Source organism: Brevundimonas sp. ALps5 (assembly GCF_058681645.1).
This window is the reverse complement of the sequence record NZ_CM178744.1, coordinates 1,905,850-1,932,223: the sequence shown is the minus strand read 5'-3', so window position 1 is coordinate 1,932,223 and position 26,374 is coordinate 1,905,850. Positions and strand designations below refer to the sequence as shown.

21 protein-coding genes are annotated in these 26,374 nt (G+C 66.0%); 11 read left to right on the top strand and 10 right to left on the bottom strand.

The genetic code is table 11. The annotated features are described in order from the left end of the window. Positions 1–11: 11 nt before the first annotated feature. From ACW172_RS09355 to ACW172_RS09340, 4 genes are all read left to right on the top strand, one after another. Positions 12–734: a DUF484 family protein gene (locus ACW172_RS09355; RefSeq protein ID WP_492034775.1), complete on the top strand. Its 723-nt coding sequence runs from the start codon at positions 12–14 to the stop codon at positions 732–734. Further along, on the top strand, positions 731–1,648 hold the full coding sequence (locus ACW172_RS09350; protein ID WP_492034774.1) for a tyrosine recombinase XerC: 918 nt from the start codon (positions 731–733) through the stop codon (positions 1,646–1,648). Before ACW172_RS09355 ends, ACW172_RS09350 begins: the two co-directional genes overlap by 4 nt. A gap of 9 nt (positions 1,649–1,657) precedes the next feature. Continuing rightward, the gene (locus ACW172_RS09345; protein ID WP_492034773.1) at positions 1,658–2,599 is read left to right on the top strand and encodes a 2-hydroxyacid dehydrogenase; all 942 of its coding nucleotides are present in this window, start codon (positions 1,658–1,660) and stop codon (positions 2,597–2,599) included. 87 nt (positions 2,600–2,686) lie between these two features. Further along, a complete protein-coding gene (locus tag ACW172_RS09340; protein ID WP_492034772.1) occupies positions 2,687–3,733 on the top strand; it encodes an aspartyl protease family protein in 1,047 nt (348 codons plus the stop codon). Positions 3,734–3,997: 264 nt separating this feature from the next. Here the strand turns inward: ACW172_RS09340 and ACW172_RS09335 are convergent, their stop codons facing one another. From ACW172_RS09335 to ACW172_RS09320, 4 genes are all read right to left on the bottom strand, one after another. Then, positions 3,998–4,789, bottom strand: a complete 792-nt coding sequence (locus ACW172_RS09335; protein ID WP_492034771.1) for an SDR family oxidoreductase — start codon at positions 4,787–4,789, stop codon at positions 3,998–4,000. Between the two features lie 5 nt (positions 4,790–4,794). Then, on the bottom strand, positions 4,795–6,207 hold the full coding sequence (lpdA, locus tag ACW172_RS09330; protein WP_492034770.1) for a dihydrolipoyl dehydrogenase: 1,413 nt from the start codon (positions 6,205–6,207) through the stop codon (positions 4,795–4,797). A 161-nt stretch (positions 6,208–6,368) separates the two neighbouring features. Beyond that, positions 6,369–8,300: a PAS domain-containing sensor histidine kinase gene (locus ACW172_RS09325; protein ID WP_492034769.1), complete on the bottom strand. Its 1,932-nt coding sequence runs from the start codon at positions 8,298–8,300 to the stop codon at positions 6,369–6,371. A 357-nt stretch (positions 8,301–8,657) separates the two neighbouring features. Continuing rightward, entirely contained in the window at positions 8,658–11,492 is a 2,835-nt protein-coding gene (locus tag ACW172_RS09320; protein ID WP_492034768.1) for a TonB-dependent receptor, read from the bottom strand. A 257-nt stretch (positions 11,493–11,749) separates the two neighbouring features. Here ACW172_RS09320 and ACW172_RS09315 point away from each other — a divergent pair, with 257 nt between their 5' ends. Further along, entirely contained in the window at positions 11,750–12,850 is a 1,101-nt protein-coding gene (locus ACW172_RS09315) for a phytase (protein ID WP_492034767.1), read from the top strand. 8 nt (positions 12,851–12,858) lie between these two features. Here ACW172_RS09315 and ACW172_RS09310 read toward each other — a convergent pair whose 3' ends face one another. Continuing rightward, a complete protein-coding gene (locus ACW172_RS09310) occupies positions 12,859–13,593 on the bottom strand; it encodes a TMEM175 family protein (RefSeq protein WP_492034766.1) in 735 nt (244 codons plus the stop codon). 1,320 nt (positions 13,594–14,913) lie between these two features. Between ACW172_RS09310 and ACW172_RS09305 the strand changes: the two genes are divergently transcribed. Beyond that, positions 14,914–16,203, top strand: coding sequence for a tyrosine-type recombinase/integrase (locus ACW172_RS09305; protein WP_088582489.1), 1,290 nt, complete (start codon positions 14,914–14,916; stop codon positions 16,201–16,203). A 69-nt stretch (positions 16,204–16,272) separates the two neighbouring features. Here the strand turns inward: ACW172_RS09305 and merA are convergent, their stop codons facing one another. The 3 genes from merA to ACW172_RS09290 all read right to left on the bottom strand — a co-directional run bounded on the left by merA (position 16,273) and on the right by ACW172_RS09290 (position 18,623). Beyond that, entirely contained in the window at positions 16,273–17,703 is a 1,431-nt protein-coding gene (gene merA, locus ACW172_RS09300; RefSeq protein ID WP_088582490.1) for a mercury(II) reductase, read from the bottom strand. Positions 17,704–17,890: 187 nt separating this feature from the next. After that, a complete protein-coding gene (locus ACW172_RS09295) occupies positions 17,891–18,199 on the bottom strand; it encodes a heavy-metal-associated domain-containing protein (RefSeq protein WP_492034765.1) in 309 nt (102 codons plus the stop codon). A gap of 22 nt (positions 18,200–18,221) precedes the next feature. Further along, positions 18,222–18,623, bottom strand: a complete 402-nt coding sequence (locus ACW172_RS09290) for a mercuric transporter MerT family protein (RefSeq protein WP_205678540.1) — start codon at positions 18,621–18,623, stop codon at positions 18,222–18,224. A gap of 81 nt (positions 18,624–18,704) precedes the next feature. Here ACW172_RS09290 and ACW172_RS09285 point away from each other — a divergent pair, with 81 nt between their 5' ends. From ACW172_RS09285 to ACW172_RS09265, 5 genes are all read left to right on the top strand, one after another. Further along, positions 18,705–19,154 carry a MerR family transcriptional regulator gene (locus ACW172_RS09285; RefSeq protein ID WP_088582493.1) on the top strand — a complete coding sequence of 150 codons (450 nt, stop codon included), beginning with the start codon at positions 18,705–18,707 and terminating at the stop codon, positions 19,152–19,154. A gap of 270 nt (positions 19,155–19,424) precedes the next feature. Continuing rightward, positions 19,425–19,835, top strand: a complete 411-nt coding sequence (gene merC, locus ACW172_RS09280) for an organomercurial transporter MerC (RefSeq protein WP_287928162.1) — start codon at positions 19,425–19,427, stop codon at positions 19,833–19,835. Positions 19,836–20,363: 528 nt separating this feature from the next. After that, positions 20,364–20,954, top strand: a complete 591-nt coding sequence (locus tag ACW172_RS09275; RefSeq protein ID WP_492034764.1) for an AbiEi antitoxin N-terminal domain-containing protein — start codon at positions 20,364–20,366, stop codon at positions 20,952–20,954. Continuing rightward, positions 20,867–21,193: a type IV toxin-antitoxin system AbiEi family antitoxin domain-containing protein gene (locus ACW172_RS09270; protein WP_492034763.1), complete on the top strand. Its 327-nt coding sequence runs from the start codon at positions 20,867–20,869 to the stop codon at positions 21,191–21,193. The genes ACW172_RS09275 and ACW172_RS09270 overlap by 88 nt, the downstream gene beginning before the upstream one ends. Positions 21,194–21,239: 46 nt before the next feature. Continuing rightward, positions 21,240–22,103 (top strand): nucleotidyl transferase AbiEii/AbiGii toxin family protein, encoded by an 864-nt coding sequence (locus ACW172_RS09265; RefSeq protein WP_476070165.1) that lies wholly within the window; start codon positions 21,240–21,242, stop codon positions 22,101–22,103. 95 nt (positions 22,104–22,198) lie between these two features. On the opposite strand, the gene ACW172_RS09260 is transcribed toward ACW172_RS09265, so the two are convergent. Then, the gene (locus ACW172_RS09260; protein ID WP_314122443.1) at positions 22,199–24,088 is read right to left on the bottom strand and encodes a UvrD-helicase domain-containing protein; all 1,890 of its coding nucleotides are present in this window, start codon (positions 24,086–24,088) and stop codon (positions 22,199–22,201) included. Beyond that, the gene (locus ACW172_RS09255; RefSeq protein WP_314122444.1) at positions 24,085–26,076 is read right to left on the bottom strand and encodes an ATP-dependent nuclease; all 1,992 of its coding nucleotides are present in this window, start codon (positions 26,074–26,076) and stop codon (positions 24,085–24,087) included. Before ACW172_RS09255 ends, ACW172_RS09260 begins: the two co-directional genes overlap by 4 nt. Positions 26,077–26,374: the final 298 nt, after the last annotated feature.

Below are 26,374 nucleotides of genomic sequence, written 5' to 3'. Positions count from 1 at the left end.
GGAGACGACCGTTGAGCGGCACCAGAGACCTTTTCGCCGAGCTGGAAGCGCAAGCCGAGCCGCATTGGCCGGAGGTGCGCGTCTGGTTGCAGGCCAATCCCCAGATCCTGCTGGACGACCGCTCCCTTTTGGAAGAGATCGGGCTGAAGCCGCACGGCCGCAATGTCGTTGAGTTCGGCGCCGCCGCCCTGACCCGGCTGGAAGCCGTGGCCAACCGCGAATCGGACGCCCGCAAACAGATCGAGGCCGTCGCTCGCGCCAACTTCGCCGCCCAGACCCAGACCCATGTCGCGGCCCTGGACCTGCTGGAGGCCCGCAACCATTCCGATCTGGCCCGCCGCCTCGATGCGGCCGCGCAAGGACGGTTCGGCCTGACGGCGGCGGCGATCGCCCTTGAGAAGCCCGGCGGCGTCCCCTTCGGCTGGCGCGCGCTGGAGATCGGGGGCGTCGATTCCCTGCTCGGCGAGCACGGCCTGACCTGGCTGGGTCCGAACTTCGAAGGACTGGACCTGTTCGGCGCGGCCGATGAGCAGGTGAAGTCCGTCGCCCTGATCCGCATGGCCCCGGTGTTCGGCGGCGATCCGGCCGGCGACCTCGGCGGCGCCCGCCACGCCATCTGCGCCTTCGGCTCGCCCGAGGAGGAAGGCTTCACGCCCCAGATGGGCTGCGAACTGGTCGCCTTCATCGCCCGGGTCGTCGAGCGCACGGCCGAGCGTTGGCCGATCCTCAATTGAAGCCGTCCGGCGAGGTCCTGCTCGCCTGGCTCGAGCACCTGGCGCATGAGCGGCGGCTCTCGCCCCGCACGCTGGAGGCCTATGGCCATATCGGGCGGCACTACCTCGGCTTCCTCGAACGCCATCGCGGCGGAGCCCAGTCGCTGGCCGACCTCGGGACCGTCACCGCCGCCGATGTCCGCGCCCATCTGGCCGAGCGCCGCAGCGGCGACCATCCTCTGAACGCCAGGTCGCTGGGCCAGACCCTGGCGGCGATCCGGGGTTTCCACGACTTCCTCGACCGGCGCTGCGACACGCCCGCGCCCCAGCTGGCCCTCGTCCGGGGGCCGAAGATCAAGCCCTCCCTGCCCCGCCCCGTCAGCACCGATCAGGCCCGGGGCCTGATGCAGGAGCCCGAGGCCGATCCCGACGCCGAGCCGTGGGAGGCCGCGCGCGACCGGGCGGTCCTGACCCTGCTCTACGGCTGCGGCCTGCGGATCTCCGAGGCCCTGAGCCTGATACGGGCCGATGCGCCCCTCCCCGAGACGATCCGCATCGTCGGCAAGGGCTCCAAGACCCGCATCGTCCCCATTCTGCCCGCCGTGCGCGAGGCCGTGGACGCCTATCTGGACCTGCAGCCCTTCCCGCTGGAGCCGCGCGACGCCCTGTTCCGGGCGAAACGGGGCGGCCCCCTGAGCCCCCGTCACGTCCAGGCGACCGTGCAGAAGCTCCGGGGCCGACTGGGCCTGCCCGCCAGCGCCACGCCTCACGCCCTGCGCCACTCCTTCGCCACCCATCTGCTGGGCGCGGGGGCCGACCTCAGGTCGATCCAGGAGCTGCTGGGCCACGCCAGCCTGTCGACGACCCAGAAATACACCGCCGTCGACGCCGCCCGCCTGCTCGGCGCCTATGCCGCGGCCCACCCCCGGGCCTAGAAGGGGCGGATGTCCGACGCATCCCTCCCCGACATTCTCGTCCTACCCGGCCTGCCCGAGCTCGCCGCTGAACGGCTGGAAGCCGGCCCGTGGACGCTCCACGCGCCGCACGCCGACGGGTCGCCGCCCTCGGGCATTTCGATCACCGGCCTCGTCGCCTCGGGCGGGACGGCGGTTCCGAACGACCTGATCGACGCCCTGCCCGATCTGAAGATCATCGCCGTCCACGGGGTCGGCTATGACAAGGTCGATGTCGCCCATGCGCGGACGAAGGGGGTGGTGGTCACCAACACCCCCGACGTGCTCAGCGCCGACGTCGCCGACCTGGCGGTGGCCCTGACCCTGTCCACCCTGCGCCGTCTGCCCGCCGCCGAGCGCTGGCTGAGGACGGGTGACTGGGCCGCGGGCGGCAAATTCCCTCTGACCCGCAGCGCGACAGGGCTGCGCTACGGAATCCTCGGCCTCGGGCGGATCGGGCGCGAGATCGCCCGGCGGCTGGAACCCTTCGCGGGAGAGATCGCCTATCACAGCCGCAAGCCCGTCGAAGGCGTCGTCTGGCGCCACGCCCCCGATCCGGTCGCCCTCGCCGCCTCGGTCGACGTCCTGATCGTGGCGGTCCCGGGCGGTCCGGCGACGAAGGGGCTGGTCGACGCCCGGGTGCTTGAGGCGTTGGGGTCCCAGGGCCTCCTGATCAACATCGCACGGGGCGAGGTCGTCGACGAGGCGGCCCTGATCGCGGCCTTGGCCGAAAGCCGACTGGGCGGGGCGGGCCTGGACGTCTTCGCCCATGAGCCGCTGGTCCCCAAGGCCCTGCTGGAGAGCGACCGCTGCGTCCTCGCCCCCCACATCGGCTCGGCGACGCTGGAGGCGCGAGCGGCGATGGCCGAACTGGTGATCGCCAACCTCCGGGCCGTTCTGGCGGACGCACCACCTCCCACCCCCGTTCCCTGACACAGGTTCCATGACCCTCCGTACCCGGAGCTAGGCAGAGCCCGGGTTCAGGCCTAGACTGGCTGGAAATACCGCTGGGAGGCGGTCATGGGGTCCTCAGCCGAATACGGCGACGCCTTCAAAGCTCTGACGTCGCCCATCCCGTCGCGAAGGGGGGCCGTGGGCGGGCTGTTGACTGTCGCCCTGGGATCGCTGGCCGGTCCCGCCCTGGGCCAGAGCGTCCCGGAACAGATCCCCTCTCCCGACGCGCCGCCGAGCGAGGACGAGGCCCGGCTTTTGTCGAACCTCTTCACCCGGATGGCGGTGAAGACCGAGATCAACGGCCGCCCCGGCTTCGCCTTCGTCATGGACACCGGAGCCGGCCGGACGGCCATCGCCCGCGACGTGGCGGAGCGGCTCGGCCTGCCGCCGGGGCCGCCGATCCTGGTCCACGGCCTGACCTCCGCCGAGCTGACTCCGACGGTGAAGCTTGCCCGGCTGGCCTTCAACGGACGGCGCTTCAACGACGTCTACGCGGGGGTCTATCCGCGCGAGCTTCTGGCCGCCGACGGCCTGATGGGGCTGGACGTGCTGTCGCGGTTCGAACTGACCTTCGACCTGGTCAGACGCTCGATGAGCCTGACGCCGTCGGGGCCTGACCGTCTCGAAATCGGAACCGCCTTCCATACCCCCACCCGCCTGCCTCGCAACGACTGCGGGCGCATCCGGACCGGGCGTTTCGGCCAGCTGATCCTGCTCAACGCCCGGGTCGACGGGATTCAGGTCGACTGTTTCGTCGACAGCGGCGCCCAGTATTCGATCGGCAACCTCGCCCTGTTCCAGGCGCTGGGCCCCGGCGTCGTCCGCGCCACCCAGCGCCCGCTGATCCCCGTCTATGGGGTCACGGGCCAGACGATCCTCGCCGAACATGAAAACGTCGCCCAGTTGATCATCGGCAGCCGGCGTCTGGGGCCGACCTCCCTGCTGTTCGCGGACCTCCACGCCTTCGATGTCCTGGGCCTGATCGATCGCCCCGCCCTTTTGCTCGGCGCCGACGTGCTTCAGCGCTTCCAGCGGGTGTCGCTGGATTTCGGCCGGTCGCGCATGGAGTTCGGACCGTTGCGGCGCACGATCGAGACGCGGACCCGAAGCTAGGGTCGCATCGCCTTTGGCATGGCGCCCTGAAAACGGGGCGCCAAACCGTGCCAAACCGTGCCAAACCTGCCAATGGAATCCGAGTTGATTCAGTACGTTATCTGAATCCGGCTGAGTCCGCCTGCCAGATTATGCGAAATTGCGGGATTTTCGGACATGGAAGCCGGCTGCCCTGTCCGCGATGTCAAAGACCGTCAGCGCGACATGGCGAGGACGAGGGTTCGCCACAAGGGCGTTGCAGGAATAAATTCCTTATTCTGTCTTTCAGATCGCCCGCACCGAACCGCCGTCCAGCCGCACCAGAGAGCCGGTGACATAGGCGGCGAGCGGACTGGCGAGGAAGGCGGCGACGGCGCCGAACTCCTCCGTCGTGCCGATGCGGCCCACCGGGATGGAGGTCACGGACGCCGCGCGCGCCTGTTCGGGCGTCTGACCCGTCTGTTCGGCCCGCGCCTTGTCGAGGCGTTCGATGCGCGGGGTGTCGATACGGCCGGGCAGCAGGGTGTTGACGGTGATCCCGTCGACGGCGACCTCGTTCGACAGGGTCTTGGCCCAGGCGGCGATGGAGGCGCGCAGCGTATTGGAGACGCCCAGCGTCCCGATCGGCTCGATCAGGGAGACCGAGGCGACGTTCAGGATCCGGCCCCAGCCCGCGGCCCGCATGGCCGGCAGGACCCGGTCGGTCAGGCGGAAGACCGACAGCACCATCATCTCGAACTGGGCCCGCCACAGCTCGGGATCGAGACCGACCACGCCCGAGGGCGGCGGCCCGCCGGTGTTGTTGAGCAGGATCTCGATCGGCCCGCCCAGCGCGGCCTCGGCGACATCGACGGCGGCCAGCAGGGCGGAATGGTCGGCCAGATCGGCGGGAGCGATCACCGCCCTGCCCGGCCCCATGGCGTTCAGGTCATCGGCGGCCGCCTGAAGCTTCACAGCATCCCGCGACAGCAGGGCGACATGGGCGCCCTCCTTCACCAGCGCCGTCGCCACCGCCAGCCCGAGACCACTGGACCCGCCGCAGACCAGGGCGCGCTTGCCGGCGATCTTCAGGTCCATCGGTCTTACGCCTGCATGATCCAGCCCTCGACGCCCATGGCCGCCTGTTTGACGGCTTCGGAGCGGGTCGGGTGGGCGTGGCAGGTGCGGGCGATGTCTTCCGAGGCGCCGCCGAAGGCCATGGTGATGCAGGCTTCCGCGATCATCTCGCCGGCCGAGGGACCGTAGATATGGACGCCCAGAACCTTGTCCGTGGTCGCATCGGCCAGGACCTTCACGAAGCCCTCGGTCTCATGGTTGATCTTGGCGCGCGAGTTGGCGGTGAAGGGGAATTTGCCCTTCTTGAACTCGACGCCCGCGGCCTTGAGCTGTTCCTCGGTCTTGCCGACCCAGGCCACTTCCGGGCCGGTGTAGATGACGCTGGGGACCAGGTCGTAGTCGACGTGGCCCGCCTTGCCCGCGATATATTCGATCACGGCGACGGCTTCTTCTTCCGCCTTGTGCGCCAGCATCGGGCCGTGGGTCACGTCGCCGATGACCCAAACGCCGGCCGCGCCGGTCTTCAGGTGGTCGTTGTTGAGGAAGCCGCGCTTGTCGGTCTCGATGCCGACGGTCTCAAGGCCGAGGCCGGCCGTATAGGGGCGGCGGCCGATGGCGACCAGCACCACGTCGCCGGTCAGGGTCTCGACCTCGCCGCCGGCGGCGGGCTCCAGGGTCAGGACGACGCCGTCCTTGGCGACCTTGGCCGAGGTGACCTTGGTGCCCATCTTGAAGGTCATGCCCTGCTTGGTCAGGCCGCGCTGGAAGGCGGTGGCGACCTCGGCGTCCATGCCGGCGCCGACCTTGTCGAGGAACTCGACCACGGTGACCTCGGCGCCCAGACGGCGCCAGACCGAGCCGAGCTCAAGGCCAATGACGCCCGCGCCGATGACGATCAGCTTCTTGGGAATGGCCGGCAGCGACAGGGCGCCGGTGGAATCGATGACCTTGCCCTCGACGAAGTCCACGCCCGGCAGGGGGGTGGGCTCCGAGCCCGTGGCGATGACGATGTCCTTGGCCGTCAGGGTGGTGACGGAACCGTCGGTGGCGGTGACTTCCACCTTGCCAGGCCCGGCGATCTTGCCCTTGCCCTTGATCCAGACGGCCTTGTTCTTCTTGAACAGGAATTCGATGCCCTTGGTCAGGGCCGTCACGCTGTCGGCCTTCTGCTTCATCATCTGCGGCAGATTGACCTTGGGAGTCCCGACGTCGATGCCGAGCGTCGGGAACTCCTTGTTGGCGGCCTCGAACAGCTCCGAAGCGTGCAACAGGGCCTTCGACGGCATGCAGCCGACGTTCAGGCACGTGCCGCCCAGGGTCTCGCCCTTTTCGACGCAGGCGACGCTCAGGCCCAGCTGACCGGCGCGGATCGCGGCGTTATAGCCGCCGGGACCGCCGCCGATGATGACGACGTCGTATTGGGCGGTGGCTTCGGCCATGGGATCCTCGGGGTCTATGTCGGGCGTGGGAGCGCGCCCGCCGTACCTAACGCCCGGTTCCGCCGGGTCAACCGCCGAACCGCCGTTTCTGCGTCAGATATGGTGTCGTTCGGTTACGCTTCCAATACCGGAAGGTCCGCGACCGTCGATCAGCCTTGGGTCTAGGCCGCCTCGGCCGGCAGGGTCACCGCGACCTCGGCGCCTTCGCCGGGGGCGCTGTCGATGGTCAGGGTCCCGCCCGACTGGCGGGCGAAGGCGCGGGCCTGGGCCAGGCCCAGACCGGCGGCGCCGGCCTTGGTGGTGAAGAAGGGCTCGCTGGCGCGGGCGATGACGTCGCGGTCCATGCCCGGGCCGGTGTCACGCACCGACAGGCGGGCGCCGCCCTCGGTCGTCTCCAGCCGCACGGCGACCGAACCCGATCCGTTCACGGCCTCGACGGCATTGGCCACCAGCGCCCGCACGGCGCCCTCGAAGGCCACGGGATCCATGCGGACGACGGCGGGGCCGGAGGGCCCCTCGATCATCAGGTCGACGCCGGGACCGGCCAGGGCGCGCAGACGGCTTTCCATGGCGCGCAGCAGGACGCCGGCGTCCAGGGTCTTCGGCGAGATGGCCTCATCGACCGACAGGGCCGACAGACGACGCGTCATCGACTCGCCGCGCTGGCCGGCGGCCAGTGCGGCCTGACCCAGACGGCGAACCCGGGCGGGGTCCTCGGCCTGCTTCAGCATCATGTCGAGCGCGCTGGTCATGACGCCCAGCAGGGCGTTGAAGTCCTGGGCCACGCCGCCGGTGATGCGGCCGATGCCTTCCAGACGGCGGATATTGTCTTCCTCGGCGCGGGCGCGGGCTTCGATACGGTCGGCCTCGGCCATGGCCGTCTCGGCCTCGGCCCGGGCGGCCTCGGCCTGACGCAGGGCGGCGTCGCGTTCCACCCGCAGGGCGTCCAGCTCGGCGGGATCGATGACCGGGACGGGGACCGGTTGATCCTCCTCGATCGCGTCCGGTCCCGGAACCACACCACCGAAGGGGGCTTCGGCCTCGACGGAGGCGCCTTCGGCGACCTCGGGGGCGGCGAAGTCCGGATGGACGTCGAAAGCGGGGGCTTCGACCTCGGGCTCAACCTCGACCTCCGGTTCAGCCTCAGGATCGGGCGCGAACTCGGGCTCGGGGAAGTGCTCGTCACCGGCCAGCAGCAGGGTGTCGACCACACCCTCGGAGGAGGTCAGGGGCAGGATGCGCCAGGCGATGGTCGTGCCGTCGGCCTGGGTTGCGAAGATGATGTCGGCGGCGCCGGCCGGGGCCTGAACCGCCGCGCGCAGGGTCTGGCGCGCTTCGACCCGTTCGCCGTCGGCCAGGAAGGTTTCGGCGAAGTCGGCGCCGATGACGCCCTCGCGGCGGCCCAGACGATCCAGAGCGACGGGATTGGCCTCACGCACCACGCCGTGGGTCGAGACCACGACCAGACCGCTGGTGGCGCTGTCGAACACCCGGCGGGTCAGATCGGCGTCGGGGTGGACAAAGGCGGGCTCGGGCGCGGGCGGCGCTTCGGGCGTGACCAGGCCTTCGCTCTCCACCACGGCGGCGGTCGAGCCGATGATCTGGCCGTATTCGTTCTCGATCGGCATGGCCGTGACCGAGACCAGCATCTTCCGCCGCGACGACGGATTGGCGAGAATGTGCTGGAAGCCGCGAACGGTCTGGCCCCTGAGCGCGCGGGCGCTGGGCAGCATGTCGGGCGGGATCGGACGGCCGTCCGGGAAGGTGATGCCCCAGGTCGCCGAGTGGAAGCGCAGGCCCAGCAGCTCGGCGTCGCGGCGGCCCATCAGCTGGTGCGCGGCCTTGTTGGCGAAGACGAACTTTCCTTGCGTGTCGGTCTGGACCAGGGCGACCGGGATGGCGTTCAGGGTCTCGAACAGCCGTTTGTCGGTCTCGGCGGCGACCTTCTGAACCTGGTTCAGCTCGCCCGAGGCGCTTTCGTGGCGGCCGCGATTGCGCACGGCGAACCAGATGGCGATCAGGGCGACGACATGCCCGGCGACGGCGAGCACGGCGAAGACCACCGTCCAATTGACCTCGCCCTCAAGCAGCATGAACTCAAACGTCCCAATCTGGCGCCCTGCACGCGCAAGGCCATTACGCCGCGCAAGGACCGCACCACTTTCCCCGACCGCGCGATCCGGGAGCCGCTTTCCTTCCCGTCGCACGGGACGGCGTCAAGCGAAGCGTTGAGCATTAACCATCCTCATGTGAACCGGGCGTGAAAAAGGGGCCGGACGTCGCCGCCCGGCCCCCATTCCTTTTGCACCGCCGCTCGCGACGCGGTCGCGAGCGGCTTGAGCGCACCTGATTGGCGCTAGCGCTCGCCACGCGGTGGCTCGCTGCTTGAGCGCGAAGCGCCTGCGCTCAAGTCGCGAGGGTCCGCGACCCGAGCATAGCGCCCCTGGGGGTCAGAACTTCACCCGCACGCCGCCGAAGACGTTGTAGCCGAACTTCTCGTACTCATAGGTCCGCTCGCGCGAGCCGTAGTAGCGGACGCCCGCCGAGTCGGTCAGGTTCTTGGCCTCGCCGAACACCTCGACGCCGTTGCCGAAGTCGTAGCTGGTGGTGAAGTCCAGCTGGCCACGGCCCTCGACATAGAGGTCCATGCCCGGACGGGTCGCGTCGATGGCTTCGAGGAAGTCGCTGCGGTGGGTGTACGAAATGCGGGCGCTGAAGCCGTACTTCTCGTAGAACAGGGCGGCGTTGTAGACCGTGTCCGACTGCCCCGGCAGGACGAAGGTGTTGCGCCCGGCGTAGCTGGCGGCGGTTTTGATCTCGGCGTCCGTCACCGTGTAGTTGGCGAAGACGCCGAAGCCCGAAGCCCAGCCCGGCAGGAAGTCGAAGGTCTGCTGCCAGTTGAACTCGACGCCGGCCAGGTGACCGTCCGGGGCGTTGACGGCCTCGGTGTAGATCGCGGTCGTGATGGCCGGAGTGGTCGGGTCGGCGAACGGCGTCTGGGTGTTCAGCGTGAACCGGTAGTCGGACAGGTCCTTGTAAAAGGCGTTGACCGAGATCACGCCCAGCGGACGCAGATAGTATTCCAGACCCGCGTCGATGTTGTTCGACAGGGCGGATTCGAGGTTCGGATTGCCGCGGGCGAAGGTGACCGTGCTGCCCTCGCTGGTCTCGACGACGCGGGGAACGATCTCTGAATATTCCGGACGCGAGATGGCGCGCGTCAGGGCGAAGCGGCCGATCAGGCTTTCGCTGAAGCTGTGACGCAGGGTCAGGTTGGGGAAGAAGTCCGTCCGGTCGTTGCTGACCGACGTCAGGGTCCCGGTCGTGGCGTTGCGGGGCACCACGATGGCGGAGCCGTCGAAGTTGGTCTGTTCGACACGCAGGCCGATCAGGACGTTGGTGGCGCCGAGGTCGAACCGGGCCTGGCCGTAGCCGGCGATGATGTCCTCATTGGCGGTGTAGTCGGCGCTGATCGACTGCGGCAGACGACGAGCAGCGGCGTTGGTCGAGGTGGCCCGGATTCCGTCGAGGTAGGCGGCGACCAGATCGTGGTCGAACTTGACCCCGAGGTTGTAGTCGTAGTTCTGCGACACCCGGTCGCTGAGCAGGGTCGCAAGAGCGCCCGGATTGACCGGCGCGGTGGTGGTGCGGTCGCGATAACGCTCTTCGTCCGCATAGACGTCGCGGGTCGAGTATTTGGCGCCGAACTTGAGCGTCACCTCATGGCCGCCGATGATGGTCGGCAGTTCGACGTTGGTCTTGAACGAGACGTCTTCCTGCTCGGTCGTGTTCGTCCGGTAGGTGTTTTCGCGGAAGGTGTAGTTCGTCGGCGTCAGATAGTAGGTCGAGGCGAACGGCGAATAGGTCGGTGCATAGTGGTCGGTGGTGTCGTAGCTCAGCGTCTGCGAGCCCGAGCGATAGACCAGCTCGTCGCGGTGCGGATAGCTCTGCTCGCTCCTGGCCCAGGCCAGGGTCGCATCCCAGACCGCGCCGTTGCTGAAATCATGTTCGCCGCCCAGGTTCAGGGTGGTGATCTGGTTGTTCTGGGTGCGGTGGCGCAGCGCCTTGTAGATACGGGCGCCCGTGAAGGTCGCCGAATGGTCGGTCGAGCCGGCCTGAAGCGTGCCGTCGGAGTAGGTGAAGCGCAGGCTGTCTCTATACTCGTCGTCTTCGAACTCGGCATACGATCCGCGCAGCCAGGCGCGGGTTTCTTCGGTCGGACGCCATTCCAGCGCGCCGGTCAGCGCCTGACGGGTGCGCTTGGTCTCGTAGTCCTTGAAGAGGGTTTCGTCGATCGTATAGCGGTTCGTCGTGGCGTTGTAGTTCCAGGCGTTCTCGACGTTGTCGGGACGGCGATTGGTCTCGGAGAAGCTGAGCGACAGCAGGGCGCCGAAGGTCTGGTTGGGACCGAAGACGTTCGAGATCGTCGCGCCAGCGCGGGTGTCGGAACCGCCGTAGTCGTTGTAGCTGCCGCCGCCATAACCGCTGAACGACAGACGGCGTTTGTCGAACGGCGAGCGGGTCTTGATGTTGACCGCACCGGCGATCGAGTCGGCGTCCTGGCTCGGCGACAGGGTCTTGGAGACCTCGACGGTCGAGACGATGTCCGACGGCAGGGTGTCCAGATCGACCGCGCGGGTCGTCGGCGACACGGCCGGAATGGCCACGCCGTCGACCGAAACGGCGGTGAAGGCCGACGGAGCGCCGCGGACGTTGATGTAGCGGCCTTCGCCCTGGTCGCGCTGGATGGCGATGCCCTGAACGCGTTGCAGCGATTCAGCGACATTGGGGTCGGGGTAGCGGCCGATGGCGTCCGAGGACAGGACGTTGACGGTGCCGTCGGCGTTGCGCTGCTGGTTCAGCGAGCGGGCGATGCCGTCGGTGATCACGCCGGTGACGACGACGTCCTCGACCGAGGTGGCCGAGGCGTCGGGCGAGGCGGCCAGGACGATGTCGACGCTGGTCGGGGCGCCGGCCAGGATGGTGACGGACTGGCTGGCGTCGGGCAGGCCGAGGTAGCGGATTTCCAGGGTCACGGCGCCCGGCTCAAGGCCGGCAAGGCTGAAGTTGCCCTGGGTGTCGGTGACGGCGCGGCGGCCGGTCTCGCGCACCACGACCTCGGCGCCCGGCAGGTTCGAGCCGTTGGCGCCGGCGACGTGGCCGTACAGGACTTCGCCCGCGGGCGCTTCGGCGGTGACGGGAGCGATGGCGGCGTCGGCGGCCTGAACGGCGCCTGCGAAGGCCAGCGGCGCGATGGCGGCGCCGAGCAGAAGAGTCAGTCTCATGATGTCATCCCCAACGGGCCGGGCGTTGCGCCTCTGGCCGGATTGGGGCCGGATAACGGCGGGCGTTGACGCGTCGGTGACGGCCAGATGACGGGAATCTTCGCAAATTTACTCGATTAAGTGACGGTTGTTCAGGATACAGACGGATTATCGCCGACCTCCGTTCGATGCGTCACATCGACACCGTTGACCGAACGGCGGCGCCCGTGGTCTTGCCGCCCCCCTGAATTTCACTTTCCCGGGACCGGAGACGACCCATGCGCCGCACCCTGACCACCCTTTTGACCGCCGCTTCGATGGGGGCCCTGGCCGCCTGCGCTACCCATGAGGTCGACTTCCAGGGCGAGGGCGCAGGGTTCATCGGCGAGGGGACGACGGTCCACGCCGTACTCGAAACCCCCTCGGTCGGCGCCCCCGGACAGGATGCGGCGGACGATCCCGCCGTCTTTGCCTCCGTCACGCCCATCGTGGTGGAAGGCCATTCCGTTCAAGGGTTTGTGGCGGGCACGGACAAGAAGTCGGGCCTCTACATCTACGGCCTCGAAGGTGAGATCCTGCAGTTCCTGCCCGAGGGCCTGCTCAACAACGTCGACCTGATCGACGGCCTGGTCGTCGACGGCCGACGCCAGATCGTTCTGGGAGCCAGCGACCGGACGCCGGGCAAGGTCGGGGTGACCCTGTATCTGTTCGACCCGGCCGGGACGGGCGCCAATGCCGTGCGCCTGTGGGGCCGGATTCCGACCGACGTGGTCGAGCCCTACGGCTTCTGCTTCGCCAAACGCGGCGAAGCGATTGACGCCATTCTGGTGGGCCACGAGGGCGAGATGCGACAATATGCCCTGACCGCCTCCGCCGACGGCCAGCCGGTCGCCCGGGAGCTTCGGCGGTTCGAGATCGGCTCCATCTCGGAAGGCTGCGCGGCCGATCCGCAGACCGACGCCCTTTATCTGAACGAGGAGAATGTCGGCCTGTGGCGCTATGGCCTGAACCCCGCCTCGGGCGCGGTCCGCACCCTGATCCAGCCGACAGCACCCGGCGTGCTGGTCGCCGACGCCGAAGGCCTGACGACCCTGGCCGATGGCGACAAGCGCTATCTGATCGCCTCCAGCCAGGGCGATTCGACCTTCCCCGTCTGGCGCATCGACGGCGCGGCGCCGGCCTATGTCGGCCGTATCGTGGTGCGTGACGGGGTGGTTGACGGCGTCACCGGCACCGACGGGGTCGCGGCCCTCGGAGGCCGGGTCGGCGACCGCTTCCCCGAAGGCGTCGTCGTGGTTCAGGACGACGTCAACGAAGGCGGCACCCAGAACTTCAAATACATCGACTGGCGCGACATCCGCACCGCCCTGGGTCTCTGACGGACCGCCTACTCCAGCGCGTCAGGACCGGCCTGTTTGCGCTTGCCGAACAGGCCGTGCCCGCTGTGGCGGCGTTGGAACAGGTTCATGAAGAACAGGCCCAGCGGGATCAGCCAGTAGGCGAAACCCGGCGCCCAGGGCGTGATGCGAAGCGGCAGAACCCAGGCCAGCAGGGCCGAGAACAGTCCGGCCAGGGTGATCAGCCCCCAGACGGCGCGCGATTCCCGCGCCTCCTCCCGGTCGGTTTCCTCCAGCCCGGCGACCGCGCCCCGCTTCAGGGCGTGGCCGTACAGCAGGAAGTAGAGCCAGCACAGAAGGGCGAAGCCGATCCCATAGACGGTGTAGACGTCGCGCAGCTGGGCCAGGGTCTGGATCAGACCTCGCCCCGGCAGGAAGCCGCCGGTGAAATAGGCCGCACCCGCCTCGGTCAGGAGCCGAAGGGGGAAGACGTAAATCAGGATCATGAAGACGATGGCCAGGCTCAGCGTCGCCGACCAGCTGTCGCGGATCGGGGCCAGCCGCCCGAAATTGCGGTGCGCCAGCCAGAACATGACCACCAGACCGAACCCCGCCGCAAAGGCCGGGATGCGTCCCAGCGCCCGCATCAGGTCGCCGAAGTCGTTGAGCGGCTCCGCGCCCGCGATGATCAGAAGAGTCACCGCAAAGGCGAAGGAGGCGTCGACGAAGGCGTCCAGCCGCGCCGTCTCCACCGGCCTGACCGAGGATCGTCTGCTCCCGTCCATCCTTCGCCCTCCCCTGAAAGGCGACGATGGCCCGCCCGACGCCTTTCGGCAACCGACGCTTTCTGACGGCCTTCCCCGAGCCTTTTCCCGGCGACCCGGCGTCCCGGGAAAGAGACATCTGCGACGAGAAGCCTCTGGCGAATGCGTCGCAGAACGAATAACGTCGTTTCGTCAGCTGTGTGACGTCCACGGCGACGGACGGCCCGCCCCGAACCTCGCTGGTTGAACCTCACGGTTCCAATATTGCCGGTTGAACCTCCGCTGGCTCCGGGACGGGCCGTCATCATTCCGTCGCAAGTCATAAGTGGACTGTATCCGCGCAGATCGTCTTTACCGACCATTGCAAAGACAGCCTCCAGACACCGCAGGTTCAATACTTGGGGCCGCATAAGCAGAACTTCTGAATTGTTGCGGACAATTCACTTGAGGCGAACGGCGATCGGTGGCGTTTGACCCACGGGCGACCTCTGTCCCCATTTGCCGTTCGGGGGAACGGCCGGTCTTTCGAGATCGGGAGGGCCTGGTGTTCCAGCACCGGGCCCTCCGTACCCACCCCGCCAAATCGCAACCTCCGGAATCATTGACGCCCGTCCCTTTCGGGCGCTCACTTCCGGAAGAACGGCGTTGTCAGCGCCGGTCGGGGGGCGGCTCATGATCTATGTGATGTATCTGGTGGTCGGCGTCGCCGTGGCAGGCCTGCTGTATCTCGTGATCCGCGACGCGCTGGACCGACGCCGCGTCGAGGTCAAACGCCGCCGGGACCGCTAGGATCTGAAGGCTGAGGCCTGAAAACAGAAAAGCCCGATCCTTGTGGATCGGGCCTTCGGTTCGACTGGAGCGGGCGAAGAGATTCGAACTCTCGACCCCAACCTTGGCAAACTCACGCCGCCCGGGGCGTAGACAGAAAAAGAGGCCTGAGCCTGAAAACAGAAAAGCCCGATCCTTGCGGATCGGGCCTTCGGTTCGACTGGAGCGGGCGAAGAGATTCGAACTCTCGACCCCAACCTTGGCAAACTCACGCCGCCCGGGGCGTAGACAGAAAATGAGGCCTGAGCCTGAAAACAGAAAAGCCCGATCCTTGCGGATCGGGCCTTCGGTTCGACTGGAGCGGGCGAAGAGATTCGAACTCTCGACCCCAACCTTGGCAATGTTGGGGATCAACATTTCCGGGCTTTTCAGGACGTTCCAAAAATCAGCTTTGCATATTGTTTTACATAGATTTTCTTGTTTATCCGGTTACGGAGCGTTTCGCCCGGTTTCACTTGAGTTGGTAGCGGAGTGGTAGCGGTGGCTCGGAAATGAGCGTATATTTCTATCACCATGACGAAGCAAAAACTCACCAAGCGCGTGGTTGAGAGCGCGCCCGTTCCGGAGACCGGCGAGGGTCGAATCTGGGACAGCGAGATCGCAGGCTTCTGCCTCCGGATCTATCCTGGGACCGAAACCGGACAGGGCCATGCCGCCAAGCCTGTCCGAAGGATGTTCGCCATCAAATATCGGGTCCGCGGGATCCAGCGCTGGCTGACGCTCGGCGAGCATGGGGATGGGCCGGACAAGCTCACGGCGGATCGGGCTCGCAAGGAGGCGGCGTCGGTGGTGGTCGATGCGCGGCGCGGCATCGATCCCGGCGAAGCCCGCAGGCGCATCGAGGGCCTCACCGTCAAAGGCCTGGTCGAGCTTTATCTGGAGAAGGGGCCGGACGACAAACCGACCAAACGGGATTCGTCATGGGCCATGGACCGGACGAACCTCGAGCGCCACGTCGTGCCCCTGCTTGGGAAGATGGCGCTTGATACGGTCACCCGCGACCACATCACCGGGATGATCCGATCGATCACGGCCGGGAAGACCGCCAAGGATGTGAAGACCAAACTCCGTGGTCGGTCCATCGTCAAGGGCGGGGCAGGCATCGCTGACCGCACCTATTCCACCCTGCGCGCGACCTTCAACTGGGCGATCGACAAGGGGCATTTCGCCGGCCCGAACCCCTGCGCCAAGGTCGAACGAAAGCTCCGACCGGCGGTCGAACGCTTCCTGTCCGAGTCCCAGGCTCAGGATTTGATCGCCGCACTCGACGCCCTGGAGGCGGATGCGACGATCTCCGAACGGCAGGGCGCGGTCTATCGGCTTCTGCTTCTGACAGGCGCGCGCCGCAACGAGATCGCGGGCCTGCGGTGGACGGAGGTCGACTTTGACCGGCGCCGGCTCGTGCTACCGCCGAGCCGCACCAAGGCGGGCGGTCGCACGGGGGATCGTCGGATCTCGCTCAACGACATGGCCTTCGGAATCCTGCAGCGTCTCTACAAGACCCGCGGTCGAAGCCAGTTTGTCTTTCCGGCCACCAAGGGCGACAACGGATATGCGACCTCCGAGTCCAAGATCTGGCGCGACAAGGTGCTCCCGAAAGCCAAGCTGGAAGGCGTCCGCATCCACGACCTGCGCCACAGTTTCGCAAGCTTCGCCCTGGCGGACGGGGCCAGTCTCCCGATGATCGGCAAAGCGCTGGGACACGCCAACAGTCGCGCCACGGAACGGTATGCCCATCTGAGCGACGATCCGGTTCGGGCGCTTGCAGAGCGGATTGGTGAGCGATTCAGTCCCAAGACCTGAAGGAAACATTGGACGACTGGCTTCGCCAACCCGACAAGTGGCGAAGTGGAAAGCATCCGGTCGTGCCCCTCAACCGGCGCAGCAAGAGAGTTTGCTGACGTCCTTGTTGAACGTCAGCGCGGCCAGCTTCAGGCCCTCGACTGTCGTGAGGTAGGGGAAGATCGTGTCGCCCAACTGCTCCACTGTCATTCCGCACTTGATGGCCACCGCCGCCGTCTGGATGCTGTCCGCCCCTTCAGGCGCCAGAATGTGCGCGCCGAGGAGTCGCCGCGTGCCGCGATCAGCCACCAGCTTGATGAGCCCACGCGTGTCCCTGGCCGCGAGCGCGCGAGGAACGTGATGAAGGGTGATCATCGAGGTCTGCACATCGTGACCGGCCGCGCGGGCTGCGGCTTCCGTCAGTCCCACCGTCGCCACCTGCGGATCCGTGAAGACGACCGCCGGCATGGCGCGATTGTCGTAGACTTGGGTGTCGCCGTTCAGGGCGTTCCGGGCAGCCAGTCGCGCGCCGTAGGCGGCCATATAGACGAACTGATCCGTGCCGGTGACATCGCCTGCGGCATAGACGCCCGCGCGCGTCGTGCGCATCCGGTCGTCGATGAAGATGCCTCCCGTTGGCGAGATCTGGATCCCCATCTCGGGAAGCCCCAGCCCATCGGAGTTGGGAACCCGGCCCGTTGTGATCAGAACATGCTCAGCGGTGGTCACCCCGGGGCCACCGGACTGCGTGAAGCTGAGCGCCACGCCCTCGCCGGACGGGTCGATGGACCCGTAGACTGCCCCCGCCACGACTGTGACGCCCTCGTCCATGAGATAGCGTTGCAGCGCCTGGCTGATTTCGGGTTCCCCCTCAGGCAGTAGCCGGGAGCGGCAGGCGATGGTGACGTGGACGCCCGCCCGGCTGAACATCTGGGCCAGTTCCACCCCGATATAGCCGCCGCCGATCACCAGCATCGATCGGGGCAGGGCCTCCAGTTCGAGCGCGGTCGTGCTGGTCAGATAAGGCACGGATTCGATGCCGGGGATCGCTGGAACCCCCGGACGTGAACCGGTCGCGATGATCACCTTGTCCGCAGTCAGCCGGACGCCGCCGACCTCCACGCCGCCCTCGACGAGTCTCGCCGCGCCTTCGTGGTAGGTGATGGCGTCATAACCCTGCAGCACGTCCTCGTACTTTGCCTGGCGAAGGTCGTCGACCAGTCTGTCCTTCTGGCGAACCGTCCCCGACCAGTCAGCGATGGCAGCCGACGCCCGGACGCCGTCGAAGCGGCTCGCGGCCCGGGCCTGGTGCAGGGGTTCGACGGCGCGGATCAGAGCCTTGGACGGCACGCAACCGACGTTGACGCAAGTGCCGCCTATCGTTCCGTCTCCGACGAGCGCGACCCGAGCGCCCTGTTCCGCCGCCGTGATGGCGGCCGAGAACCCGGCCGACCCCGCCCCGACCACGACGAGATCGTAAGTCTTGGCGATATCCCGTGAGGGCGTGCAACAATCACTCATACGGTCCGGATCCTTCTAAATAGACTCTGCCGCGAACAAGGCGACGTCAAACCCGACGTTGCCCGGCTTGCGTCGGATAGCGGCGAGAGCTGGATGTCATCACGAGCGTCTGCTGACGCGGAGACTGGCCGCGCGAAAGTTGGTCGAATATCGGCCTCGAGGCGTCACAACCGGACGCCGGCAGCCTCTATCGGCGCGCCTGAACACGGGCAGGATAGCCGGCCCTGGTCGACGCGAGCGCCAAGGCGGCCGGCGTCACCCGAGCGTCATCGTAGCTCACCACCGCCACGGCCTGTCCAGTCCCGCCCGAGGTCACGGTGACGGTCACCGCTTCAACGCCGGGCAGGCGCGAGATGGTGCGACGGACGATGGGCGCGCACGTCACGCAGGACACATTGCTGACGTCGAGCCTCACCGTGCGTTCGGCGGCTTGGGCGGCATCGGCGGTCATGAGAGCCGCCGCGAAAACGAGGGCGGTGCGGATTGAAAGGCTCATGATCGAAGTCTCCGGGAAATAATCAGGCGCCGATCAGCAGCGGCGCGACATAGGGGAATGCAAGAGCGAGGGCGACAAGCAGGGTCGCCGTCCAGAGCGCGATCTTGACGAGGCGGGTCGAGGCTGGCCGGGTGCAGTTCACGTCTTCGTCGCAGGAGGCCTGCGGCTGACGGTAGACCCGGTAGAAGCCGAGGCTCACCAAGACCACGGCGGCGGCCACGAAATAAAGATGGTAGGGGGCCAGCGCCGTGACATTGCCGATCCACGCCCCGCTGATCCCGAGCGCGAACAAGGCCAAGGGCAATACGCAGCAGGAGGTCGCGCCGATCGCGGCGGCAAGTCCTCCGACAGCAAGCCACCCGCGAGCGTTGGGTTTGTCGGTAAGCGCCGGATGTCCGCCGAGTTCTTGCTTGCCGTCTGCCATTGACACTCCTCACGCCTTCACGGGTCGATACACACAAGGTAGGGTCTGTAGTCACTACAGATACAAGGGGTAAAACGCTTCATGGACAAATCGGCCCTGCGGGATACGGCCCCACAGCTTCCTATCGGCGAGTTGTCCCGGCGGACCGGGGTCAACATCGAAACCGTGCGCTATTACGAGAAGATCGGCCTGATGCCCGCGCCTGCTCGCAGCGAGGGTGGGCATCGCCTCTATGGCCGCGGCCATCTGCTCCGGCTGAATTTCGTGCGCCGGGCGCGGGAGCTTGGGTTCACGCTGAATGAAATAAGGGATTTGCTTGAACTGGCCGAGCAGCGCGATCTTCCGTGCGCGGAGGCACGCGTGGTCGCCGCCGCCCATCTGGGCGATGTCCGTTCAAAGCTGGCTGCCCTGAGGAAGATGGAAAAGGTGCTGGTCGATATGGTCGCTCGCTGCGCCGACGGGGCCACGCCGGATTGCCCGATCCTGGAGGCCCTGTTTGATTCCGAGGCCGCAACCCGGCCGGCGCCGTAACTAGGCCCCTGCCCGCCCGCAGCTTTCAGGTTCGGACCTTTGTATCCCGCCTCATCCAGGGTTCTGGCGGCTGATCTCTGGCGCTGTTCCATGACGGCGAGCCTCGCCTCGCCACGTCACGCAATCGACTCGGCGGATTTTGCAAAGACGAGAACGCTCTTGTATCTGTAGGGACTACAGACCCTACTCGGTTGTCCGAGAGGATCGACACCAGCGCGCTCAACACTTGCTGGGCTCAGATCGCCATATTCCAGCTCACCGAGGAAAAGCATGCCGGACCAAGAACCCATCACCCGCGCGGCTGACAAAGCGGGCGTAGTCGGCGCGATTGTTGCGGCTATGGGCTGCGCGGCGTGCTTTCCGGCACTCGGCAGCTTGGCCGCGGCTTTGGGTCTAGGGTTCTTGAGTCAGTATGAAGGGGTCTTCATCCGCTACCTGCTCCCTCTGTTCGCGGTCATCGCGTTGACGGCCAACGTAGCCGGCGGGATGCGTCATCGGCGATGGTCAAGAATGATCCTCGGCATGGTCGGACCTCTGCTGGTATTGGCGGCCGCCTTGCTGATGGCGAGCTTTGGCTGGCCGACGGCCTGGCTCCTTTACCCAGGTCTCGCATTGATGATCGCCGTGTCGATCGGGGATCTGGTGTCCCCGCCGAAAAGGAGTTTCGGCGGCGTGGCTTGACTTCCCTCTCCCCCGGTAAGACGAGCAGATGGCCTCTGGTCGCAGGATCACACCGCTGCCACCTCATCGTTTGCCACAACAAGATCGGTGGCCGAGGAGATTCAGCGCGCTGAGCCATCCCCGTGAATCTGCAGGATTTACAGACCCTATCTCCGTTCCGACGCGATGCGGCCGACATGGTTACGCGAGCTTAGACCCGGAGAATGGTGTGAGTGATCAAACCCTAGCAGTTTCCGTGGCGTTCTTTTTCCAAGGCTCCTGCCGAACCGAAGGCCACGTCGCTTGGCACGTGTTGGCTATTTGTCGGCCGACTGCGCTGGCATCTGAGCGACGATCCGGTTCGAGCGCCTGCAGAGCGGATTGGTGAGCGTTTCAGTCCCAAGACCTAAGCTCGGGGCGACGCGCCGGTATCAATCCCGCACCAGAGTTTGACTTTGAGCGCACTAAGACACTGATGGTGTTCCAATATGCCGAATGGCAAACCAATATGTTTGACAATCTTCATATTAGGACACTATAAGTGTTCAAATGCTAGGAAAGCTAAACAAGCTCGAACGTATCCTCCCGGAAGGCCTTCTGGTCGATTCCGGCTGGATGAACGAGAACGGCTATCCCAATTCTCTCCGTGCCAAATACGTCGCTTCGGGGCGACTGGAACGGACTGCGCGCCGGGTCTACCGCCGTCCGCGCGGAACCCTCGACTGGCCGACAGCCGTTCTCTCGCTCCAGGCCCTCCTCGACTATTCCATTGTGATCGGAGGCCGCACCGCGCTCGAGTTGCAGGGCTATGCCCACTACCTTCCTGCCGCCCGCAAGGAAGTTCATCTCTATGGCGACGAGACCCCGCCGACCTGGCTCGCCGACCTGCCGCTGGACGTAGAGTTCAAATATCATCCGTCGCAGAAGCTGTTCCGCAGCGCCCGATACTTCGAGGTCGCCCGGCTCGGCGAGGACTCCAGCGAGACCGGCCTCCTGGCGGACTGGGCCCGCGCCGCAGTGGTGGACACCCCCTGGGCCACTGGCAATGGCCCTTGCGCCAGTCGACGCCCGAGCGCGCCATCCTCGAACTTCTGGACGAACTCCCCGATCATGAGAGTTTCGACCAGGCGGACCAGTTGATGGGCGCCCTGGCCACCCTCAGCCCACGACGTCTCCAGCGTCTGCTCGAGGATTGCGTGAGCGTGAAGGTCAAACGCCTTTTCTTCTATTTCGCCGATCGGCACGGTCATGCGTGGCTTAAAGCCCTGGACCGTAACACCATCGATCTGGGCAGCGGCAACCGCGTGCTCGCCAAGAGCGGCAGACTGGACCCGACCTACAAGATCACCGTGCCGAGGTCGCTCGATGCCGGTCAGTGACGTCTACGCCCGGCAGGTCCGCCTCCTCGTCCGAACCCTCCCCCTCGTGTTCCAGGAACCCTGCTTCGCCCTGAAGGGCGGCACGGCGATCAATCTTTTCGTCCGCGATCTCCCACGGCTGTCGGTGGATATCGACCTGACCTATCTGCCGGTCGAGGATCGGGACACATCGCTCGCCGCAATCGACGCGGCCTTGAGGCGGATCGCCGACGCAATCGAACACGCCCTGCCGGGGTCTGTCGTCGTGCGCGGCAAGGGTGGAGCCCAGCCCGTGATCGACAAGCTGCTCGTCCGCGCGGACGGCGCGGTGATCAAGGTGGAGGTGACGCCGGTCCTGCGCGGCGTGGTGTTCGAGCCCGAGGTCCGTCCGGTTTCAGCGGCAGTGGAAGAGCGCTTCGGCTATGCGGAGGCCCGGATGGTTTCCCACGCGGATCTCTACGCCGGCAAGATCATGGCGGCGCTGGATCGCCAGCATCCCCGCGACCTGTTCGATGTCCGCGACCTTCTGGCCAACGAGGGGATCACGCCGGCACTGCGACAGGCGTTCGTGATCTATCTGACCAGCCACCACCGGCCCATGGCCGAGGTGCTCCGCGCCAATCCCAAGGATCTGGCCCAGGAGTTCGAACGCGGCTTCTATGGGATGACCGAAGACCCGGTGGACCTTGAGGACCTCATCGCGGCGCGCACCGCCCTGATCACTGCCGTCGTCGATGACATGCCCGAGGCCCACCGCGCATTCCTGATCGGGTTCAAGGCCGGCGCGCCTGACTGGGACCTCATCGGCCTGCCCGACGCCGCCGACCTCCCCGCCGTGCGTTGGAAGCAGTTGAACCTCGACCGCCTGGAGCCCGACCGACGCGCGGGCATGGTCGAACGGCTTCGACAGACTTGGCCGCAATCAGTCTGACAATACCGCCAGACCGCAGCATGCTCACAGACTCCGAGGTTCGGACGCTATGAGCAACTGACGCAAACGGTCGTTTAGGCGTCTGCGCGTCGGGTCTAGATGGCAATTTCCGGAACGCCAGCCTGCCCTAGGAGCGCGTAGAGTTCGGCTACCTTTGATCGTTGGCCACGTTGTTGGCAGAACGCAAAGATGGCCCGCTGCTTCGCTCGGGAGAGAGCGACGAAAAACGCGGCGAGGCCCTCTTTGTCGCCGGGTTTGTGCGCCCACCAAGCTTGGTCGTCGAGACCCATGAAGACGATCGTGTCGTACTCAAGCCCCTTGCTCTTGTGCACGGTCATCAAAGGTATCTGATCGAGACCTTCGAAGGCATCCAAGCACTCGGACCAGGTCGATACCCCGGTAGCCGATGCCATCAGGTGCTGCAGGAGCCCTTCAACGACGATCTCAAGAAGATTGCCTGCTCCATATTCAACATAGGTTCTTTGAACGGCCGCGGGGTCGAGGAAGGTCAACACGGCCTCTGCGATGTTAACCGCCGCCTCCGCCGAAGGCGCGGTTTCAGTCATGTCTTTCCTAAGCCCGGCCAGAAAACGGGACAGAGCGGCTTCAGCCCGGGCGTCCGCAGCATCGTCGCCGGGCGGGATCGCTCTCAGCGCCGAGACAGCGGCGGATAGATACTGCCAGGCCGCAGGCGAACGCTGGACCGATCCGAGCCTCAGCGCAGCGACGACGAGCCGGCAGAGGCTGTCTGACAGCAGGTCCTGAAGCGGGACTTTGCCGACCAGCGCGCTTTCGTTGCGAATACGCAAGCCGCTCGCGGCCATCGGCGCGCGGAGTTCGGTGTCCACCGCCTCCGCCTTCTGCTTGACGAGGATCGCATAGTCGCGTGGGCGACGTCCTCTCCGCGTCATGTCGCTAGCCAACCACGTCGCGAGATGGCGCGTTTCTTGAGCGCATGTCGGGCTGTTCCAAATCTGGGCCACGTCGCCATCGATAAGTTTGCCTGTCTTGGCCAAGACCTGTGGCGACGATGGGTCGAGGGCGCGTGCGACGACATGCTGGATGGCGACGAGATCCGGTGAAGAACGAAAGTTGAAGAGCAGGGGCACCCGTAGAGCGTGGAAGTCTGCTTCCAATCGGGCGAAGGCGTCTGGTCTCGCGCCGGCCCAGCCCATGATCCTTTGTTTGTCGTCTCCGACACCCGTGATGACGGCGCTGCTGCCCCTGAAGACCGAATAGAGGAAGTCATACTGAGCGAAGGTGGTGTCCTGAAACTCGTCGACGAAGATGAAGGGATAGGTCGCGCGGAGTGCGTTCGCGATCTGAGGATTTGATCTCAGAAGCAACTCGGCCATGCGGTTCAACGTGACGAAAGTCAGGTTGGATGGATCTCCCGCACCCCGTTGCTCTGACCACCACCGTGTCGTCGCAAACTCAGCCCCGGATCGCGGTTCCGGGTGGGGAACGAGCATGCGTCTGGCCCCCACAGTGCGACCCTCGAAACTCGAAGGACCGATCTCCTCGATTTCGGCCTTCCATGACTCCGGCGCCGCAAGCCGTGCTCGAGTGAGCCAATAGTTGGTCGATTTGTAATCCCAGAAGGCAATCTCATAGGGCTTCGTCGGGCGCCATTCTGCGGGAATTGCGGTGTGAAATCTGTCGACCAGGTTCTTGGTGAAGGCGTCGAACGTGATCGACGTGAACCGATCCGAAAACTCCGCAGGGCATCGCTGTTTGACGCGGTCCGCCAGATTGCCGGCGGCATCGCCCTTGAAGGAAATGGCCAGGATCTGGAAAGGCGGGCGGCACAGGCCTGTTTCCAGCAGATAGGTCGCCTTCTGAGCGAGGAACTCTGTCTTGCCCGCGCCAGGGCCTGCAACCACCGAGGTCGATCCCGGGTGGCGGAGCGCGGTCCACGCGGCGGGTTCGAGGGCATCGATTCCGCGCGGCCTCCAGTCGTCTGGCGCGGTGAACCGTAACGTCATGATGTTAGCGATACGGTCAGAGTCCCGGGCGCAGCCGGCGGTGGGGGATCGAGCTGGACCGCGACGGCGCCGAGCAAGGCCTTCAGTTCCTCGGGAGCCGCCGAAGCGAGGGCCGGACTGTCGAGACCGCTCAGAACCCGCACATGCGTGCTTGGCTTGCCTCGCCCCAGAAAGAGATAACGATACCAGCGCAACAGGCCGTCCTGGCTAGAGTCGTAGAGGGCGTGAATGCCGCCGTCGCCCAACACGGCGTCTCGCGGCTCCCCGGCCGGGGACGGTCCGGAACGCCCGGGCTCTGGCGCCGAATAGGCGGCCTGCAATGCCATCAGCATCGAATAATCCAAATCCAGCGGCTCACAGAAGAAGACGTTGAACCTTCGAAGAGATCGCGCCCACGTCTGAATGTCTGTCCAGTTGGCGGCGGCGAAGGTGTCGAAGGCCGCCAGATCGGCCGAAGAGCCCGCCGGGCTCGGGCTTTGGAAAAGTTGGTCAGGCCGAACGCCGTTGTCCATCAGCTGCGCGCAGGCGGTCTTGATGCGCCCCCAGCCCCCGCCCGCACGACCGTAATCCAGATCCAGAAGAGTCGCGTGCGGAATGTCCAGGTCGACAAGCAGCCGCCACAGGTGATTGACGTGGCGGCCCCCAAGGGGAACCACCGCCACGAAAGACCGATCGATGTCCAGGCCAAGGGCCTCGGCGAGGCGCGGGAGCACCACCTCTTCGGAGGCGCCTTCGCCGAGGATCACGAAACGGGCAAAATAGAGCTCGGGGTAGGTACGCACCGCCTCGCGAACGAACTTCGAAGCCTCGTCCGCGATCGGAGGCAATCGGATCCCCCTCACGCGGCAGGCGCGGGTCTTGGAGTCGAGGCGGAAATGACGGACTTGCTCGGGCTTCACCCGCGCCAGAATGCTTGGCGAATGGCTCGAGAGCATGGCTTGAGCCCGTGACCCTGCGGTCAGTTCCTGGATCTGTCGGACGATACGGGAGAGATAGAACGGCGCGAGGTTGTTTTCTGGCTCTTCGACGGCGATCAGGGTCAAGGCGGGAACGCTGATGCCGCCGGGCTGAAATCCATCAGGGCGGGGATCCGTCGCCAGGTTCGACTCTACGTCGAGCGTCGCCGCGGTCATGGCAAGGTGGAACAGAGATCGCTGGCCGTCGCTCAACTCATCGAGACCACGTTCGCGCCCTGCCTCGTCGGGGCGGAACAAAACCTCAGCCTTGCGGATGAATTGTTCGAACCGGAGATCGATAGGCCGAAACACTGGCGTGGTGTCCGTGCCTGCGGTGTGGACCTGCTGCCACCGTTTGGTGACTGCTGCGACCACGGCGTCTACGGCCGGCTCGCCGGAGAACGCGTTATTCAGGGCGGAGCCCGCCGAAGCGAACGTGGTCCGCGTGCCTTCCGACCAGTTGATCGCCCGCCACAACCGTCCACGCAAAAAGGCCGTCACCTGCGAGATCCCGTCCCGCGAGGCCGGTACATAAATGAGCTGGATTCTGGCTCTATCTTTGGGTTTCAGGTCCGAACACTCAGCGTCCGTAAAGGCGCCCATCGTCCGAACGGCGCGATAGGTGTGTTCGATCGCCCCATCGATGGAGCCGTCATCCGTCCAGACCGCCTCCATCCGCAAGCGGCATTTCATCCTTCCGCCGTCATCCGTCGCCATCTGAGAGAAGAACTCAGGAACGACGGACGCGTCCGCGAGCGGATCGTCGAGCTCCGGAAAGGCCAAAACCGCCTCTATGGTGAACCGGCGCTCGTTGGGCGGACTCACTTCCATAGCCGGGATATGGAAGTCTTGTCGCCGAAGCCGCCGCTGGTCCGGCGTAACGCCGAAGAGCCGCTGAAGCGCAAGCATAACAGCGGTCTTTCCCGCACCATTTACACCGACGAAGGCGGTCAAGCCTTGATCGAGAAGGATCGGGATAGGGTTTGGTCCGAAGCATCGGAAGCCGGAAATTTCGAGTCGTTCGATGTGCAAGACGCCACTCCCCTGGACGCGACACGCTGAGATGCCGCAACCTTTGCTTGCGGCCCGTTCTGGCCGCCCTTGCCAGGCTCGACAAGGGGTGATCCTGAGCCATTGGCCTGTGACGTGATGGCGTGGACGACCTCCACCCGACCAGCTTTTCTGGGTGCCCTCACCGGAACCACACGCCAAGCCACGTCGATCAACAAAAAGCCCGCCATCTCTGGCGGGCTTTCCGTATTCCATCGACGATGAGGGGAGGCTTTCGCCCGCGTGTCTCAAAGCCAGTGGCGAACAGATGGGGTTTTAG